15 protein-coding genes, 1 pseudogene and 1 other annotated feature are annotated in these 19,634 nt (G+C 36.0%); of the genes and pseudogenes, 6 read left to right on the top strand and 10 right to left on the bottom strand.

Translation table 11 applies throughout. The features are described from left to right. Positions 1-217 precede the first annotated feature (217 nt). Both C7K43_RS08795 and C7K43_RS08800 read left to right on the top strand, forming a co-directional pair. Positions 218-1,636: a transglutaminase-like domain-containing protein gene (locus C7K43_RS08795; RefSeq protein ID WP_124006501.1), complete on the top strand. Its 1,419-nt coding sequence runs from the start codon at positions 218-220 to the stop codon at positions 1,634-1,636. A 29-nt stretch (positions 1,637-1,665) separates the two neighbouring features. Beyond that, the gene (locus C7K43_RS08800; protein WP_124006502.1) at positions 1,666-3,315 is read left to right on the top strand and encodes a peptide ABC transporter substrate-binding protein; all 1,650 of its coding nucleotides are present in this window, start codon (positions 1,666-1,668) and stop codon (positions 3,313-3,315) included. A 237-nt stretch (positions 3,316-3,552) separates the two neighbouring features. Here the strand turns inward: C7K43_RS08800 and C7K43_RS08805 are convergent, their stop codons facing one another. The 8 genes and pseudogenes from C7K43_RS08805 to C7K43_RS08840 form a co-directional block, all read right to left on the bottom strand. Then, entirely contained in the window at positions 3,553-3,939 is a 387-nt protein-coding gene (locus C7K43_RS08805; protein ID WP_124007270.1) for a NusG domain II-containing protein, read from the bottom strand. A 287-nt stretch (positions 3,940-4,226) separates the two neighbouring features. Beyond that, positions 4,227-5,252, bottom strand: a pseudogene (locus C7K43_RS08810) (metal ABC transporter substrate-binding protein); the annotation flags it as partial. A 21-nt stretch (positions 5,253-5,273) separates the two neighbouring features. Continuing rightward, complete coding sequence (locus C7K43_RS08815; protein ID WP_124006504.1) at positions 5,274-5,387, bottom strand: putative metal homeostasis protein; 114 nt, start codon at positions 5,385-5,387, stop codon at positions 5,274-5,276. Positions 5,388-5,877: 490 nt separating this feature from the next. Beyond that, positions 5,878-7,623 carry a thiol reductant ABC exporter subunit CydC gene (gene cydC, locus C7K43_RS08820; protein WP_124006505.1) on the bottom strand — a complete coding sequence of 582 codons (1,746 nt, stop codon included), beginning with the start codon at positions 7,621-7,623 and terminating at the stop codon, positions 5,878-5,880. Beyond that, a complete protein-coding gene (gene cydD, locus C7K43_RS08825) occupies positions 7,616-9,334 on the bottom strand; it encodes a thiol reductant ABC exporter subunit CydD (RefSeq protein ID WP_124006506.1) in 1,719 nt (572 codons plus the stop codon). The genes cydC and cydD overlap by 8 nt, the downstream gene beginning before the upstream one ends. Further along, a complete protein-coding gene (gene cydB / locus C7K43_RS08830) occupies positions 9,331-10,350 on the bottom strand; it encodes a cytochrome d ubiquinol oxidase subunit II (RefSeq protein ID WP_124006507.1) in 1,020 nt (339 codons plus the stop codon). Before cydB ends, cydD begins: the two co-directional genes overlap by 4 nt. Next, positions 10,343-11,767, bottom strand: a complete 1,425-nt coding sequence (locus C7K43_RS08835; RefSeq protein WP_124006508.1) for a cytochrome ubiquinol oxidase subunit I — start codon at positions 11,765-11,767, stop codon at positions 10,343-10,345. The genes cydB and C7K43_RS08835 overlap by 8 nt, the downstream gene beginning before the upstream one ends. A gap of 175 nt (positions 11,768-11,942) precedes the next feature. Continuing rightward, entirely contained in the window at positions 11,943-12,725 is a 783-nt protein-coding gene (locus tag C7K43_RS08840) for a sulfite exporter TauE/SafE family protein (protein WP_124006509.1), read from the bottom strand. A gap of 441 nt (positions 12,726-13,166) precedes the next feature. Here C7K43_RS08840 and C7K43_RS08845 point away from each other — a divergent pair, with 441 nt between their 5' ends. Next, positions 13,167-14,177 carry a helix-turn-helix domain-containing protein gene (locus C7K43_RS08845; protein WP_157977745.1) on the top strand — a complete coding sequence of 337 codons (1,011 nt, stop codon included), beginning with the start codon at positions 13,167-13,169 and terminating at the stop codon, positions 14,175-14,177. Between the two features lie 66 nt (positions 14,178-14,243). Here C7K43_RS08845 and C7K43_RS08850 read toward each other — a convergent pair whose 3' ends face one another. Beyond that, the gene (locus tag C7K43_RS08850) at positions 14,244-15,107 is read right to left on the bottom strand and encodes a GRP family sugar transporter (RefSeq protein WP_124006511.1); all 864 of its coding nucleotides are present in this window, start codon (positions 15,105-15,107) and stop codon (positions 14,244-14,246) included. Between the two features lie 245 nt (positions 15,108-15,352). Next, a complete protein-coding gene (gene argS / locus C7K43_RS08855) occupies positions 15,353-17,044 on the bottom strand; it encodes an arginine--tRNA ligase (RefSeq protein ID WP_124006512.1) in 1,692 nt (563 codons plus the stop codon). 57 nt (positions 17,045-17,101) lie between these two features. Then, positions 17,102-17,300: a binding site (T-box leader), on the bottom strand. 378 nt (positions 17,301-17,678) lie between these two features. Between argS and C7K43_RS08860 the strand changes: the two genes are divergently transcribed. From C7K43_RS08860 to C7K43_RS08870, 3 genes are read left to right on the top strand one after another with little or no spacing between them, the layout of a single operon-like run. Next, positions 17,679-18,152, top strand: a complete 474-nt coding sequence (locus C7K43_RS08860; RefSeq protein ID WP_124006513.1) for a YbaK/EbsC family protein — start codon at positions 17,679-17,681, stop codon at positions 18,150-18,152. A gap of 2 nt (positions 18,153-18,154) precedes the next feature. Further along, a complete protein-coding gene (locus tag C7K43_RS08865; protein WP_124006514.1) occupies positions 18,155-18,607 on the top strand; it encodes a MarR family winged helix-turn-helix transcriptional regulator in 453 nt (150 codons plus the stop codon). Between the two features lie 14 nt (positions 18,608-18,621). Beyond that, complete coding sequence (locus C7K43_RS08870) at positions 18,622-19,626, top strand: ornithine cyclodeaminase family protein (protein WP_124006515.1); 1,005 nt, start codon at positions 18,622-18,624, stop codon at positions 19,624-19,626. Positions 19,627-19,634: the final 8 nt, after the last annotated feature.

Raw genomic sequence — 19,634 nt, forward strand, 5'->3', positions numbered from 1 at the left:
CTAAAAAACTCTTGCGTGCTTACAATAAAGCTGCAAGAGTTTTTTAGTAAAAATGGTAGTGCAGTCTTCCATTTTTCGCATGTATTTATATTTTAAAATTAGCCTAAAATATAATTATTAGAAAATAATTAAAAAAATTAATAGAATTTTCTGGATATTATATCTAAAGCTTGCTATAATACTGAAATATAACACTAATTGAAAAGAGGAATGCTGCTTGAAACCTTATGAATTGAATGATATCAGTTATCTTTCCATCCCTTTACCAGATGATATAACACGAGCTAAAGAGAATGGAAATTTTACTTTGGCCGAAGAATTAATTCGCGAAAAGCTTAACTTTGCTAAAACTAGTCAAACATTAAAGCAACGTTTAGAAGGGGAGCTGGCTGTCTTATCTGCCTTAGGCGAAGATCAATTCCCTTTTGACGAACAACAGGCACAAAAGATGTTGGAAGAAGCGTTCGAAAAGGTAGAACCAGATGAAATACAAGAACTCGTTCGCACTAATAACGTCGAATGGACCTACAAAAAAGGGCAAAAGTATTTCCATCGCCGTTTTATTGAAAATTTAGTCAAAACGCGACATGACTATTATGAACGTTATCGTTATGAAGAAGAAAACTCGATTGATAACGAGCGACAAACAGAGCTTGATGACAACATCATAGAAATGAAAAAAAATGGACAACGCAAAGCAAAAATTACCTTAAAACAGTCCATTGCTCCAAGTGTCACTATAACTGATCAAGAAGGCCCATTCCTTGCTCACTTGCCATTGCCTAGAACAAATGGACATGTGAATAAGCAAGAGGTGTTCGCTACCACAGGTCCTGTGTTAGACATTGCCAACCCTACCGCTTGTCAACGCACAATTGCTTTTCAAACAGATAATATTAATGACCTGTTTTTTGAAGTAAAACACGAATATGAAATAAAAGCGAACTATCATGACCTATTTGACGTTATGGAAAATCAAAAAGACTTTCCTAAAAAGCTTTCAGATGAAGAAAAAAAACAATTTCAAAATGAATTGGCAGAAAAAAGCCCTCATATTTTATTTACCGATTTCTTAGATAAATTACTAGCAGAAATGACGACAAAAGAAATGAATTTACTAGAAAAAGCGTATAAAATTTATGAGTTTGTCACTACGAAAGTAAATTATTCTTATATGAGAGAATATTTCACTATTCCTAATATCAGCGAATATTGCGCAGTTAATCAAAAAGGAGACTGTGGTGTGCAAGCGATTTTATTTATTACTTTGTGTCGTATGGCGGGAATTCCAGCAAAATGGGAATCAGGTCTGTATATATCAGAATACACTCAAGGTCCACATGACTGGGCAAAATTCTATTTACCAACCATTGGCTGGGTTTATGCAGATGCCTCATTTGGCGGTAGCGCTTATCGTGGTCACAACACTGAACGATGGAAATATTACTTTGGCAATCTTGATGTATTCCGAATGCCCGCCAACGATGATATTCAAGCTGATTTCACCGTCGCAAAAAAACAATTACGAGCTGATCCGATTGATAACCAACGAGGCGAATTTGAATCAAATCAACGTAGTTTTCGTTTTAATGAGTTGGATTGGAATGTCACTTTAATAGGGTTTGAGTTTTTATAAATCTAATTTAATCAAAAGGAGGAGCTTCAATGAAAAAGAAAATAATGTTGGTTTGTGTTAGTTTTATAATGGGTATCAGTCTCGTTGGTTGTACGACTGGTCAAAATACCGAAGACTCTGGCAATTCAGATAATGGTAATAATGAACAAGCAGTCACTTTAATGGAAGCCAATGAAGTTGCCTCTATGAACACGTTAGTCACACAAGATACTGCAAGTATCAACGCGCAAGTTCATGTCTTTGAAGGTTTATATAGTATCGATCAGGAGAATGAAGTTGTGCCAGCTGTGGCAACAGATATGCCAGAGATTTCTGAAGATGGCAAAACGTATACCATTCAATTACGCGATGATGCAAATTGGAGCAATGGGGATCCAGTTACCGCAGATGATTTTGTTTATGCCTGGCGTAGGCTAGCGAGTCCGGAAAATGAAGCGAACTATATGTTTTTACTTGATGGAACAATTGAAAACGGCTCTGAAATCATCAATGACGGTATGGATCCAGAAGAATTAGGAGTCAAAGCGGTCAATGATAAAGAACTAGAAATCCAATTGGAAAAACCGGTTCCTTATTTCACATCACTCATGACTTTCCCACCATTTTTCCCACAAAATGAAGAATTTGTGGAAGAACAAGGAAAAGAATATGGGAACGATAGTGAAAAAATTCTATCAAATGGTGCTTTTACTATGGAAAATTGGGATCAGTCCTCCATGGAGTGGGATCTAACAAAAAATCCGGAATACTATGATGCTGATAAAGTAAAATTAGAGGACGTTCACGTAGATGTCATCAAAGAAGCGGTGACCGCGTTTAATTTATTCCAAAGCGGCGAATTAGATCAAGCGGAAATCTTCGGTGAATACGTCAAACAAAACGAAGATAATCCGAATCTGCAAAAAGTTCCAGATTCAAAAGTGTTCTACTTTAAAATGAATCAAAAATCAAATGATGAAGACACTATCTTTGCTAATAGCGACGTTCGTAAAGCTGTAGCTTATGCCATCGACAAAGAAAGCATAGTGGAAAATGTATTGGCAGATGGCTCGTCTGCAAGTTATGGTTACATTCCAGAAGGTTTCGTCAAAAATCCCGAAACTGATGCAGATTTCCGTGAAGATGCTGGAGATCTAATGGAAACTAACGAGAAAAAAGCCAAAGAGCATTGGGAAAAAGCCAAGGAAGAAATCGGTGATGAAATTACCATTGAATTATTAACCTCTGATGAAGATGACGAGAAAAAGGTAGCAGAAACGGTACAATATCAATTACAAGAGGCCCTCCCTGGGTTAAAACTTGAAGTCAAATCAGTGCCTTTAAATAATTCAATCGAATTAACGCGTAACAGTGAATATGAACTTGCAATCGGACGTTGGGGACCGGATTATCAAGATCCAATGACTTATTTGGAATCTCTACGTTCGCCTAACAATACCAATTATGAAAGTGATACGTACGATGATCTATTGGACCAAATTTCCAATGACTACGGCAATGATCCAGAAAAACGTTGGCAAGCAATGATCGAAGCAGAAAAAACGTTGGTTGAAGATGATACTGCGATTGTTCCGTTGTATCAACAAACACGTTCGTTGTTAGTCAGAGACAACTTACAGGGGATCTACTATCCTAGTTTTGGCGCTTCTACCATTTTCAAATACGCTACTTCTGACTAATTAAATTTTGAAGATGAGAGTTGGGCTGTTTTACGTCCCTCTCCTCTTCTTTTTTTATTGAACAATACAAATAACTGTATTTTCTTTATCTAGTTATCTTAGAGAAAATTTTGTATTTTCTGCTAATGAAAGCAATCGATCACAAAAGCATTGTTTATTCAGCTGCTGAATAAGCAGTAAAATAAAAAACTTCTGAAAAAGTCCGCAAAATTACAGCTTTCTTCAGAAGTTTATTTTTTAGTAAATATACGTGTCTTCAGCGCCTTCTTGATAAATCTCTATAACTAGCTTGTGTGGAAGACAAATACTTGTTTCGCCAGGCTCAGAAATCCAGCCTGTTCTAACCGCAATTTGATCCGGACTATTATCCTGTTTTACCCGCGCTCGTCCGTCTTCAACTTCAACAATATTATACTGACCTTCTGCTGGATAATAGGTTTTTTTAACCGAGTTATCCTCATCCAGCGAAAAACGATCAACTTCTTCGCCATCAATACGAATCACAGCGTATTTTTCCATTGTTTCGTCTGCTTGACCTTGGTCTTGCTGAAAATAAAAAATAACAACAGGAAGAAAAGATGCGATCACTAAAATACCAATAATGATCACATCTCCTATTTTCATGTGCGCTTTCTGACTAATTTCTTTTAACTTTCCTTTTTTAAACAATGTGCACGCATCCTCTAGGCAGTTAACCTTAAAAAGTTGGTGATAAAACTAGCTGCAAATATAAAGCTTATACAACAATCCTAACTATTTCATAACCAAAATTAATTGCCAATGTGTTTAATCATATAATACTTGTCATGAGGCTCAAAATCAATTGTATCATAATCGACTTAACGAAGGATTTAAAAATACCCCAGTGCACACTTACTTTCACATAAAATGAGTAAAAAGTATTAGATTTATTCAGTTGATTCTTCTGGTTGAACCTCTTCTCCCTCAGTATCAGTTGTTTTTTCTAAAGCCTTTAGGTTATCTTGCATCACAGAAACATAATCTTCACCATTATCTATTTGATTATCTGTTAAGCTTTCTAATGGATTCAATACTTCTAGTTCAACGCCCACTTCATCAGCTAGCGTTTGCGCTATTTTATCTGACGCATTTTCTTCAAAATAGATATAGTGGATATCATTGTCTTCCACATAATCTTTCAATTCTGCTAAGCGTTCTGGGCTAGGTTCTTCATCTGGCGACAACCCTGAGATAGGCACTTGGTTCAAATCATATTCATTTGCCAAATATCCAAAAGCCGCATGTTGAGTCACAAAGCTTTTTTGCTGCGCATCTGAAAAACCTGATTCATATTCTTGATCCAAATCTTCTAATTCTGCTATATAATTTTCTGCATTTTCTTCAAACGCTTCTTCTTTGTCTGGGTAATCTTGACTTAATTGATCACGAATGGCTTCGACTTCTTTGACCGCCAATTTAGGGTCTAACCAGGTATGGGGATCATACTCATGCGAATGTTCGTGCTCTTCTTCACCATGGTCATGATCCTCCTCTTCATCGCCATGGTCGTGATCGTGTTCTTCTTCGTTACCTGGCATTAATTCAATATCTTCGGTTCCTTTAACAATATTTGGATTCCCTTCTTCCCATCCTTCAACCGTATCAGGTACCCAGGTTTCCATATTTTCATCATGGTAAACAAAAGCATCTGCATCTTGAATTTGAGCAATTTGCTTAGCAGAAGGTTCAAAATCATGGGGTTCTGTACCGGCTGGAATTAATAATTCGACATCGCCTTCATCTCCCACAACATTTTGAGTAAAATCATATATCGGATAAAATGTGGTAATAATTGAAAGCTTGTCTCCATTGCCTTCGCTATCGCTATTAGCTTCGTTATCAGCATTATTACCGCAAGCAGCCAATGCTCCTCCAGCAAATAATGTGATTAATGTGACCCAAATTTTTTTCTTCATTTTTTAACCCTCTCATAAAAATTATTTGTTTTTATTACGTTTATGTGCATGAATAATTTTTAACGCCCGTTTTCTAGTCTTGATATTTGGGCTTTTCATCCGTCGATAAGCACTACTTAAATCTACTTTTTCCATTTTCTCCTCCCATACACAGACCAAATTAGTTTAGGATCGAATCATTTACAAACAAAAGTTGCGCTATTTTTATCCATAACGCGACCTAGTCTATTAATTCATCATTGTTCTTGTTATCAAAGTTTTAGCCTATTCCTCCTTCTCTATTCGTTTTTGCAAAACGCAATGATTTCGATTTGATACTGAATAATTTAGCAGAAAGAAAAATTATTGTCAACATTAAAAAACATGAAATTTTTTTCATATGTTTCCCATTTCCTATTTGAACCGCTTTTTATTAATTATATTTAAAATAAATAACAAAACGATCTGTTATTTAAAATTTTTTGGTAATAAAATATCCGGACTATAGAGAGATTATTTCTGTATTTCGGCAAGCCCTCATCGCAAATTCACGACAATTAGCCAATCTCATCAAATATAGTTCGGATATTTTTGTCTTTGTTTTTACTTGTGTCATAATTTTTCGATAAATGAAAATTTCTATTTTCTAGTATTTTCCTTCGTCAATTGCTTTTAATTTTTGATAACGTGAATTGGTTTGTGCTAATTCTGCTGGTGTTCCAGACATTTCCAGCTGACCATCTTCAATAAATACCACACGCTGCATTTTCTCGATCCCTTGTAAGTGATGGGTGATCCAAATAATCGTTTTTCCAGTCAGTTGCTCAAAGAAAGTATCGATCAATGCTTGTTCTGTAATGGGATCTAAACCGACTGTAGGTTCATCTAATAAAACAATAGGGGTATCTTTTAATAGGATCCTTGCTAAAGCCATACGATGGCGTTCTCCGCCAGAAAAACGCAAACCCGCTTCATCGACCATCGTATCTAAGCCATCGGGTAACCCCTTTACTAATTGTTCTAAGCCAACACGTTGTAATACTTCCCATACTTCTGCAATTTCTGCTTGTTCATTGCCGATGCGTAAATTATTTAAAATGGTTGTATGAAATAAATAGGGTGTTTGTTGAATTACGCCAATATATTCAGAAATAACATCACCTATCTGCTCAGTAGCAACACCTGCTAATTGAACGCTGCCGCTAGTTGGAACTAAATCGCCACGAATCAATGAGGCCAAGGTACTTTTTCCTGAACCACTGCGACCTAAAACAGCAAGCTTTTCACCTTGAGGGATCGTCAAGCTTAAATTATCTAAAATTTTGCGACTATCTTCTTCATATTGAAAAACAAGATGCTCTATGTTGATATCCAGCGAACCTTCTAGCATTTTTTTAGTAGTATGCTCTGTTATGTTTGGTAAGTCGTTCAAACGCTTAATAGAGTCTTTATAGATATTAGTTTCCTGAGCTGCATCAGGTAAACCGCTGAAAGCATCTACTAAAGGAAAAACGCTCAAAACAAAGGCGGCTATCCAATTAGCTGCGCCTCCGTGATTTCCTGGAAACTGTTGGCTGGTCCAAAACAGTAATGCCACAACCACTATCCCCATAATCACTTGGAGCAAAAAATCACGACGACGACTAAACTTGCGTAAACTAGCTTGCGTGTCTTGTAAATTTTTTTCTGCTTGATCATGCCAGTTAACATATTCATGTCCACGTTGGCTAAAAATCCAGTCCGCAACACCAATTACGTTATCAGTAAGTTCTGTATACAGTTCATTTTTTGATTGTTTTTCTTTTTCTTGTCGTGCGCCATTTACAACAACCGACCATAAAGGTAAAACAACAGTAACACTAAAAAGCAACAGAGCCATTAAGCAAGCAAAAGGAATAGAAAATACACCTAATCCAATGACCACAAAAATATACAAAATCCAAGCGATAATTGTTGGAAAAATCGTACGTAGATAAAGGTTTTGAATATGATTGATGTCTTCTGCTAGTAAACCTAAAACATCGCCTAAAGAATAATGCTTTTTAAAAAAGACGGCATCTTTTTCTAACGTATTATACAACTTTAAGCGTAATTGTGAAGTCATCTTTAGGGCCCAATTATGACTAACTAAACGCTCTACGTAACGAAAAACAGGACGTCCGATCCCAAAAGCACGCGTTAAAACGATCGGAACATAAACAAGCAATATATTTTCTGGAATAGAAGCAGAACGGCTAATCAAAAAGCCTGAGGTAAACATCAAAGCGCCCGCACAAAAAAAGGTCATAAAACCTAATAACAACGCGATAATCATAGTTTTTTTATAATGCTTTAAAAAGGGTTTAATCCAAGTATCTTTTGCTAGAGCTTTGAATAAAGGAATATTACGCATTTTCTTCCCCCCTCATTTGTTGTGCCAAGTGATAAAAGTAGCCCTTTTTAGCAGATAACTCGGCAAACGTTCCGATTTCAACAATTTCCCCTTGGTCCACTACAATGATCTCATCCATCTGCCTCATCCAGTGCAAACGATGCGTGGCAAAAAAGATTAAACGATCTTCCATTAAGGGCAACATTCTCTCTTTCAACTCAACTTCTGTCTCAATATCTAAATGAGCAGTCGGTTCATCAAACATTAAAATTTTACGTTTTTTGTCTAAAAACGCACGAGCTAAAGCAATTCGCTGCGCTTGCCCGCCACTTAACGTACGCGCCCCGCTACCTAATTGTGTGTCTAAACCATCTGGTAATTCGGCTACTAATTCACTCAAGCCAGCAACTCTTACCGCTTCTAAAACGTCTGTATCAGTTGCTTCTGGTGTATAAAATGCTAAGTTATCTTTTAAAGACAGCTGAAAAACATAAGGGTCTTGTGGGATATAGATCAACTGTTTTTGCCACTGTTCTATCGCAAGATTACACGCTTTTTGACCGTTTAGCTCAATTTTTCCTTGATCAGGTTGTAAAAAACCACTCAGTGTATTAATCAAGGTTGACTTTCCAGAACCACTCATACCGATGATACCGATTTTTTTTAACCCCTTAATAGAAAAATCAACGGATAACACAGGTTTATTCTCATAGGAAACCGACACATTTTGCAAGGACAATCTACTATCTTCGTCCCAAGCTGGCAAATCAAGTGATTCTTTTTCCATTTCTGGTTCATTGAGCACTTCATTGATCGCGCTCATCGCATTTTTGCCATCTAGTGTAGCATGATAATCGCTAGCAAATTCTCTCACTGGCAAAAAATACTCAGGGGCCAATATTAAAACTGCCAAGGCAGGAAAGAGGAGGATTAATCCATTGATCAAACGCAAACCCAACATAACTGCGACAATTGCTACAGCTAAAGTAGTGAAAAAGTCCAGCGCAAACGTAGATAAAATTCCTATCTTCAATGTGCTCATAGTTGATTTACGAAATTCTTCACTAGTATTATAAATGCTTTTTCCATATTTCTTGCTCAAACCAAACATCTTCAATGTATCAAGCCCACGCAATGAGTCAATAAAATGATTGGATAAAAGTTGAAATGCTTTATACTGTTTATCAGCTTTTGCTTGGGCAGCATAACCTAAAACAATCATAAAAATAATAATTAGAGGAAAGATTAATAACAATATAACGCCTGATTGAACATCCAAATAAAAGACTACCGCTAAAATTGGCCAAGGAACGATCATCATGTTCATCATCTTAGCAAAAATTAGATGGATATAATTTTCTACTTGTTCAATACCATCTAGTGCCATCGTGGTCATATTTCCCGAGCCTTGCTTTTGCACAATTTTAGGACCAACCCGAAAGACCTTTTCTAATAATTGTTTACGCAAATAAGCAGCTTGCTCGGCTGCATAATGATCCAATAATTTATCACGCAAAAAAGTAACGCCATGACGAGCTGAAAAAATCACAAAAAAACCAACAATCTCAGGTAATTGGTCAGTAATTTTTCTACCATCCCATAACCGCGTAATCACAGTAGCCAGCATATACGTTTGACCAATGATAAAGAGAGCTTGCAAAACGGCAAGTCCTGCAAGCATCCCCATAACTTTTTTACTATTCGGCAAAACCATTACGGCTTTATCGATCATTCGCCATACCCCGCAATCTCAGTATGTTTTACCCGTTTTCTAAATATATAATACGTCCAAGCAATATAAGCCAAAATAAATGGTAATAATCCAATTGCAGTATAACTCATAATTTTAAGCGTATACGGTGAAGAAGACGCATTTGCGATTAATAAATTATTAGCTGAATTCGTTGAACTAATCAACACACGAGGAAACATCCCGGTAAACAAGAGTCCAACTAAGGTAACCAGTGTCAGACCGCTAGTTAAAAACGCCACAAATTCTTTATTTGCATAAGAACAATAATTTGCGATGACAGTCAATAAAATCATCGCAACCAGCAAAATTGGAGTCGAAACAGGGTGCAGTGTGAAAAAGTCCGTTTGGAAATACAATAAGACCGCAAACACAGCAAGCCCAACATATAAAACCCAATACAGTGTTTGTGCATATTTTTTAGCACGCTCCCGTATAGGTCCGGTCGTTTTTAATGAAATATAATTTAGTCCATGTAAATAGCAAAGTAACGTCAACGCGATACCACCAACCACAGAAAATAAATTGATATAATCAGTGAATTGCGCCATCATATCGCCGTTGCTATCCATCGGCATTCCTTGAATCATACTGATAAATAAAATACCAAAGAAAAATGGAACAATGAAACTTCCCACAGACAATGTCCAATTCCAAATCCATTTTCGTTCTTCTGGCATACCACTACGAAATTCAAAAGAAACCCCACGGATAATCAATCCAAATAAAATTAGAAATAAAATCAGATAGTAGCCGCTAAAAAGGGAAGCATACCACATTGGAAAAGAAGCAAACATTGCGCCTCCAGCAGAAATTAACCATACTTCATTGCCATCCCAAACTGGACCGATTGTTTGCACGACTTGATCTTTTTCTTGGTCGTTTTTTGTTAGTGTTTGGACTGACATTCCTACACCGAAATCAAACCCCTCTAAAAAGAAGAAACCGGCAAATAAAACACCGATCAAAATAAACCAAAACAGCTGTAGACTACTCATTGAAAGCACCCCCATCAAAAGGATCTGTTGCAGGTTGTACTTCTTTTTCTTGTTCTTCCTGGTCATCCGGCCCTTTACGCAATTCACGAACAACTAAGTAGATCATGACAATTGCCAATCCTCCGAACAGCAAGAAGTAAACAATATTAGAAAATAGCAAAGAAGCCGGCGTAACATTCGGCGATACACTGTCTTCCATTTTAAATAAACCATATACCGTCCAAGGATAGCGTCCTAGTTCGGTAACTAACCAACCACAAGTATTCGCAATAAAAGGAACAAAGGTCATCAGTCCCACGAACCACAACATCCACGGCTTCTCATAAAGTATCGGTTTTTTCTTGCGAGTAAAGAATAGTCCTAATACAGCGACTAATAACATTAACATGCCAAAACCAGCCATAATCCGGAAACTCCAAAACATCGCATTTACTGGTGGGAAGTAATTATCCTCCCCATATTCTGCGGTCATCTTTTCATTAATTGAATTCATTCCTTCAACACCGCCAGAAAGGCTGTGGTAAGATAAAATACTCAACACATACGGCACTCGGACACCGAAGACGCGTTCATGTTGGGCTTCATTCATCCAAGCAACCAACGTCCAAGAAGCTGGGTCATCTGAATCTTCGTATAAACCTTCAGTAGCTGCAAATTTCATCGGTTGATCTTCTACTAGAGCTTGCATTTGCATGTCCCCAGCTATTAATACGCCAAGAGAACCAAACAAAGCCACTCCTAAGCCGACCCGCAGTGACTTTTTAAAAATACTTCTACTTAGTTCACTTAACGAGCGCTTTTTCAGTAAACGAAAAGCAGACATCCCTGCAACCAGAATACCGCCCATCAAGAAGGCTGCCGTAATCACGTGAGAAAATTCATACCAAACTTGCGGGTTTTTGAGCAATGCGCCAAAGTCATTCATTTCTGCTCGACCGTTACGGAAAGTATAGCCTACTGGATGTTGCATAAAGCTATTTGCAACTAAAATCCAAAAAGCTGAAAGAATCGAACCCAATGTAACCAGCCACATGAAAGACACATGTAATTTCGGGTTAACTCTTTGCCAAGTAAACATCCATAAGCCTAAAAAGGTTGACTCTAAGAAAAAAGCCAGCAGTGCTTCAACAGCTAATGGCGCACCAAAGATATCTCCTACAAATCGCGAGTAATCTGACCAGTTCATGCCAAACTGAAATTCTTGAATTATCCCGGTAACAACCCCTACAGCAAAACTCAACAGAAAAATATTCCCCCAAAATTTTGCCATCTTTTTATAATATTCATCCTTTTTCGTTACATACATTGTTTCCATAATTGCAACAACTAAAGCCACACCAATCGAAAAAGGCACAAAGAAATAGTGAAAAATCGTTGTCATTGCAAATTGGAATCGAGCTAATGTAACAATGTCCATTGTTTACTCCTCCAATACTTTGGTTATTACCAATGAAGTTTATAAAATAAATGCAAAAAACCTTATATAGTATACGCGTTTCTTCATTGAGTTACAACCAATTTGTCCATTTTAATCATATGCCTTTTTATATGAAATGCAATTATTCCGCTTGCTTTTTTTGTTAAAAGTATGATCAAAAAAATAGCTGAAAGCCATTGTATAAATTAATACATAAAACTAATAGAACCACAGCTTCAAAAATCTGAGAAACTTGTTTGGAAGAGATCGATTGGCTGACTTTGGCCCCAACGAACCCTCCGATAATGGCTGCTGGAATGACATAAAAAAGCATCGTTAGGTCATAACGACCAAACCCCGAGTAAAAAGCAATGGTTACTAGCTTTGCCAATTGCGAAAAAAAGATCGTACAAATCGAATAAACGGTCGCTTCCTTGATAGGGACGCCAAACATTAATATCAAAAGTGAAACGTTGATCGGTCCGCCACCAATTCCCAATAGACTAGCTAAAAAGCCTAAGATAAGGCCACAAATAAAATACCAAATTTTAGCCGTCAAATGAAATTTGCGAAAGTTAAAATGATTATAAAATAATGCAAAAAGTAAAGTGACAATCGTTAAACCAATTTGAATAAGTTTAATCACCGTATCATCTGAAAAATTAGCAAGGAAAAAATCAAACGTGTGGTTTCCTAAAAAACCGCCCAAAATCGATCCTGCAGCAATCCAAGCCATCAATCGCCATTGAACAGTTACCCCACCTTTGGCTTGCCGCACAGTTGAAGTCATCGACATCACAAATACAGCAACAGATGAATAAAAAGAAACGACTACTACTGGATCCGCTGCAATAAAATCCAAGACTGGTTTAATAATCACTCCGCCGCCCATACCCGATACGGCGCCTACAGTATTAGCTAAGACAATAACTAAAAAATAAATGATTCCTTTTAACATCAATTGTTCCTTTCTAAGTTTTATTTATACCCTTATGATACCGTCAAACAGAAAAAAAGCAAAAAATGGTTGCTATTTAAGCAGTAAAGCGAAGCATTTGCTGCTTATCTTACATATCCACAAAATTTTAAAAAAAGTTAGCGTGAGCATAAAAAAGTTACTATCTAAGAAAAAAAGCCTGAACTTAACTAAAAAAGCATTTTTTGGTCAAAATATGTCATTTTATGACAATAAAAGTTTTAAAAGACCAGAAAATTTGCTCAAATCAGTGGATAATTCTCTTATTTTTCTATTTCCGTCCTAAATCGTTTAGCATAAGTTAAACTTTTTTGCTAAATCAATACTTTTTTAATCATCAATTTGCTAATACGCTTATTTTTTGACAAGTTTGGCATTTTTTTACTCTAAAAGCTTATGATACTTTGGCTCAGAGGTGATTGGATGTTTGATACATTATTAGAAAAGCAAGATAAAATTATATTTCGTTTGTTTCAATATCTACAAAAGAAAAATCCTTGTTCACTAAAAGAAGCTGCTACTCAGCTGCATCTTAGTTTGGAATCATTAAAGCGTTATATTAACATTTGGCAACAAAATGGGAGTAACTTTTCAACGGGGATTTCCTTTTATATAAAAGATCAGACAATTACAGCCATTTATTCCCATGAAAGTGGCCAGCTATTTTTAACCGCATTACTAAACCGGAGCTTTTCCTTTCAATTATTGGTGAAAATAATTGAAAATCCATTTTATACCCTTAGAGACTTAGAAAAAGAATTTTACCTATCCAGAGCTACCATGCAACGGCGTATTCAAAAAATGAAACCGCTCTTGCGCAACTATAGTTTAACTGTTTCTTTTATCTATGACCCTCCTTTAAAAGGCAACGAAATACAGATCCGCTATTTCATTTTATTAGTCTCTTTGTTATACGATCCACCTTTTTTATGGAGCGAACAAACCTTATACGACCGCTACGAAGAAATCCAGCAGTATCGAATTAGTCAAGGTTTTGCTTTCATTAAAGCCGAACAAGCATCTAACATGATGTACTACCCTGTCCCTTTTCAACTAAATGACGCTGGGTTACGTTTTTTATGGCAGCAATTTTCAGGACTAGAAACCATTTGGTTAAAATCTTCTGTAACCGACGCTTTGGAATTTTCTTTACATGCTCATACAGAATTAAGTGAATTGTCATTAATTGCTTTAGCACAGAAATTTCATCGCTTACACAGCTTATGTGACTTCTTTTCTGGCAGCCTCTTATTAGCCTATAATCCTTTTTGTTCGATAACAGGCACCAAAAGGTTGGTCCAAAGTTTTACAAAGCTTTTACCGAATTATCAACAATTATTAGCTAAACACCCCGAGTTACCGGTTTTATATGAAAAACTATTGCAAAACAGCTCTTATAGCGAAAATAGCAAATGGACGATTGCAGAAGACTAAAAAAGGCTGGAACATAAGTTATTATACTTACGTTCCAACCTAATAAACTAAAACAATATGTTTTTATTATTTCGTTAAACCAATCAAAATACCGCCGAGAGCTACTAAGACGAGACCAGCAATTGTGAGTTTCAATTCTTTTGAAGTTCTCGATTCTTTAAGAAATAGAATACCACCAAGTGTGGATACTATCACATTCATTTGCGACAGTGTGAACCCTAAAGCTACGCCGTTTGCTTTATTGGAAAGCAGAATACCTATATTCCCGAGCGCAAAAGCGGCGCCTGCCAGAATATTTTGGAATGATTTTTTGCTGAAAAGCTCTGGCTTTTTATCAAAGAAGAAACTAAAGGCCATTGCGCCTATTGCCATACCGATTCCTTGAGGGAATAATACGTCCCAACCATTCAGATCAGCCATACGCGGAATGACATTGTACATAACTTGTCCAACCGTCGATAGCACCAAAATAAAGAGACCTTTTTGCATATTTCCTTTAGCAGAACTATCACCTTTTTCTTTATAGGCGGTGAAAAATACCCCAATAATAATTACAATTAAAGCACTAATCCCATAAACATAATCCAGTGAGCTTGTCCATTCATGGAAATAAAAAATACCAAACATAGTGACACCAATTAATTGCATTCCGGTAGAAATTGGCATTGCAGCAGATACACCAATAATATGGAAGCTTTCAATCTGTGTAATTTGACCAAAAGCCCAAGCAAACCCGCAGATAAAAGAAGCAATAATTAAATGCCATGTCCAAGGTGGTTGATGAAAAAACAAAGTCCCAACTGAAAAAATAAGCGCTCCTAGCGACATACCCATTTGTTGATTAGAAGTTTTTCCGCCAATAGTTTGTAGAATTAGCGGTTGAATCCCCCACATTAAAGCGGGTAAAAGTCCAAGTAGTATATTACCCATAATAAAAAACCTCCTGTCATTTATATTTAAGTAATTATCAATAAAAAGTACCTCCAATTGTCATAATAACTTTTTTAAAATAAAACCACAAAAATTTTGTCACGAAGTAAAAAAGCACTGCAGCTTTTAATTGCTGCAATGCTTTTTTATATAGTTAAAGCCTTATATTAGTAAAATTAGCAATATTTAAATAACGAACTTTATAATTATAAAAATAATCGTATAGCACTGTACCCTATTAATTTTTACATTCGTGCAGGAGCTTGCAATCCCAATAAACGTAAGTCTTCTTTTAGCAAGACCGTAACTACATACACTAAAGCTAAACGTGCTTCTTGTTGCTCATCTTCAGCTAAAATTCTAGTATTTCCGTAGTATTTATTGAAAGCTTGTGCTAATTTAATCGCATGTTTAGCTACAACAGAAGGTTCGTAATTGTCTGCAGCTTCTAAAATCATTTCAGGATAACCTTGAATAAATTTAACAATTTCCCAACTACCTTCATCATCCAAAGCATAATTTTTCTCTTTGTCAGCTATAAAGTTAGCTTTTCTTAAAATGCTCATCGCACGCGCGTAGGTATATTGAACATAAGGCCCTGTTTCCCCTTCAAAACGCACCACTTCATCTAAGGTAAAGTCAAATGTATTCAATCGATCATTTTTCAAGTCATGGAAAATAACTGCTCCGACCCCTACTTGTTTAGCTATCTCTTCTTTATTTTCCAAAGAAGGATTTTTTTCAGCAATTTGATTTTGTGCCGATTGAACCGCATCATTTAAGACTTCTTCTAAAAGAACAACCTGGCCTTTACGGGTAGATAATTTTTTGCCATCTTTTGTGATTAAGCCAAACGGAATATGATGCATGTCATCTGACCAATCATAACCCATTTCTTTTAGCACTGCTTTTAATTGTTTAAAATGATAGCTTTGCTCATTTCCTACCACATACAAAGATTTAGCAAAATCATAGGTACGTTTGCGGTATAAAGCAGCAGCCATATCACGCGTGATATAAAGCGTACCGCCATCACGCTTTTTGATTAAAGCAGGATTAAGGTCATAAGCAGATAAATCAACAATTTCTGCTCCTTGGTCTTCTTTTAACAAATGCTTTTCTTCCAACAATTCAACGATTTCATCCATCTTATCTTCATAAAATGCCTCGCCTTTATAAGAATCAAAGGTAATCCCTAGCATATCGTATATCTTATCAAATTCTTTTAATGATTCTGCACGGAACCACTTCCATAAGCTGACAGCTTCTGGATCCTCGTTTTCTAATCGTCTAAAAGCAGCCCGACCTTCTTCTTCTAGCGTTGGGTCCTCTTCTGCTTTTTCATGAAATTCAACATATAAGCGCAATAATTCTCCAATCGGATTACTGCGAACTTCTTCTTCAGTTCCCCATTTTTTATAGGCCACAATCAACTTACCAAATTGAGTTCCCCAATCGCCTAAATGATTGATTTTAACAGGTTGATAACCCACTTTTTGTAGAATAAGTGCAATAGAATTCCCGATAACTGTCGAACGCAGATGCCCCATAGAAATAGGTTTTGCAATGTTTGGTGAAGACATATCAATCGGCACATTGGAATTATTTCCCAGGCTAAAGTCGCCATAGTGTTTCCCTTGTTCAATCACCGTGTTCAACACTTCTTGTGAGACTTTTTTCTTATCCATGAAAAAGTTTAAGTATGGCCCTACCACTTCAATTTTTTCAAAAGGAGTCTCATCAATTTTTTCTGCTAATTCACTTGCGATCTGTTGCGGAGCTTTACGATAAATTTTAGCTAAAGAAAAAGCGGGAAATGCAACATCGCCGTGCGCTGCTGACCTAGGATTTTCTAATAACTGCTCTACTTGCTCAATAGTTAAATCATCTTTTATTACATCAAAGACTGCTTTTGCTACAACTTCTTTATTTTTCATTATGTCCTCCAAGTTTCATTATTATTTTTCATAAAAAAAGCCTCTAGCATTTTAAACGCTAGAGACGAGATTACCCGCGGTACCACTCTTGTTGTTTGACTTTTCAAACCAACTTTATCTGATAACGGCAGATTCCGTTTATAAAATAAATTTTCACAAGTGCGTTTCTCTTTTCTTATTTTATTCGGCTTTCACCAATTTCCGAATTCGCTCCACAAAACAATTGAAAAGATACTCTCTTGATCTCCAAATTTTTTTATGAGATTTGCGTTGATTATAACAAATTTTTTTTATATTGGCTAGTTTAATTGCTTCAGGTTTCCCATTATCTGTCACTTTTCTTTTTAAATGGCAAAAGTTTTCCTCAATATTTGTCATACAAAAATGAAATATTATCATATAGTTTTATTGAAAAGTCAGAAACTTAAAAGTTTTTGATTTATTTTTTTGATCCTAGCGTTGGTTAGTACTTTTGACACACAGCTGATTGTGTCCTGTATATAATGTAAAAAATTAGAAATGAATATGGATAATACACGAAAATATATATTTTATTGTTGACTTTTCTACAAAGACGCTTTATCATGATGTAAATTATAGAAAATTCAACAATTTGGATAGGGTGAGAGAGAGTTTGATTAACCTAGAGGAAACATTTAAACATACAAACATTGATTTTGAGTTATACCATCATCGAGCTATTTATACTAATGAGGATGCACTGGTTGTAAAGGCAGAACAAGGTTTCAAGGGTACAGAAACAAAAAGTTTATATTTAAAGGACAAACAAGGCAATCACTATATCTTTCTAACATTCACTACGAAAAGAAGTGACTTTAAGAAATTAAGTAAGCTTGTAGGAAAAAGGCTTTCTGTTGTATCCGCAGAAGTTATGGAGAAAACAACTGGTCAAAAATCGGGAGCTGTCTCTCCATTTGGTTATGAAACACAGGTACCTGTAATTATTGATGAAGAATTACTTTCGCATGAAAAACTTGTATTTGCGCCTGGTCGTCCAGACGAAACCATGGTTGTAAAAATCGCTGATTTGGACAAAATTATTAAAGTGCTTGATCTAGAAACTTATTTACTACCAATGGAGGGATAGAAATGTCTGAAATTTTAAGAGAAATTGGTGTAATTTCGCGAGCACTATCTTATATCAGCAATGTGGAATTTAAGGATATCCATCTTAATAAAGATCAATATTTATATTTAACAAGGATATACGAAAATCCTGGTATTATTAATGATTCCTTGGCTGAATTAGTCAAACAAGGTCGGTCTACAGTCTCAAAGTCAATTGGTAAACTTGAGAAGGAAAAATTAATAAGAAAAGAAGTGGATCCTGGCAACAAAAAAATTCGTAGATTATACACAACCGATAAGGCAGAAGAGCTCTATGATTATTTAAAACGAGAAGAAGTATATTCAGAAAAGACTGTTTTGGCAGGATTATCCTTAGAAGAAAGAGAGATGTTGTTGCTGGTTTTAAAAAAAGTAAGTAAGAATGTTGATGATGAATGGCACTTTGTAAAGAACGGGAACAAACGGATTTATTAGAGGTGGAAATAACAATGGGACTTAAAATAATGAATGAAGAAGCATTGAAACATACTCTAAAAATGAAAGATGTGATTGAAACAGTCGAAAATGTTTATTCACAAAAAAGTGAGAATCAATCAGTAGTATGGGATACGATTTTTTATGACTTTGTACCTGGTAAAGCGGATATGGATATCAAATCTGGTTACTTAAAAAAGCAAAAAATATTTGGTCATAAAACTGTTACGTGGTTTGGCGATAATCTACAGAAAGATTTACCTACGCTAAATGGTATGATTTGTATTTTTGATGGGAATACAGGAATGCCTCTAGGAATAACAGAAGGTGCGTATATTACAGGGATGCGTACAGGAGCGGCTGCAGCTATAGGCGCGAAGTATTTAGCGAATAAGGCACCTAAAAATATCCTGATTGTTGGAGCAGGAAATCAATTAAAATTCCAAATCGCAGCGATACTGTCTGTATTTCCAGATTTAGAAAAGGTTCAAGTTTTTGATAAAGATTTTACTAAAGCTTCTAATGTAATTAAGGGGTTGTCTTCCGACTTAGTATTCATGGGCGTTTCTCAAACGAATACCAAGATTATTCCCGTAGAAGACTTACAAATAGCAACTGAACGTAGTGAGATCATTGTTACCATAACGCCTTCAAGAGTACCATTTCTAAAAAAAGATTGGATCAAGCCTGGTACTCATTTATCTACAATGGGAGCTGATATGGAAGGTAAACAAGAAATTGACGAGAACATTTTTTCCAATGCTACTATTTTCACTGATGATTTACAGCACAGTTCTCAAGTAGGAGAAATGGAAATAGCTTTAAAAAATAAAATCATTCAGTTGGAGGATATTTCAGGAGAAATTGGTGATCTAATTTTAAATAAAACTGCTGGAAGAAAAGCAGCAGAAGATGTTACCATTTTTGATGCAACAGGAATGGCGTTGATGGATATAGCAACCGCCAAAGCTGCTTTAGATACGAGTGAAGATAAAAATATTGTAAATGTAGAATTTTAATTTAGGAG

It is taken from the genome of Tetragenococcus koreensis, assembly GCF_003795145.1.
Taxonomy (GTDB): Bacteria; Bacillota; Bacilli; order Lactobacillales; family Enterococcaceae; genus Tetragenococcus; species Tetragenococcus koreensis.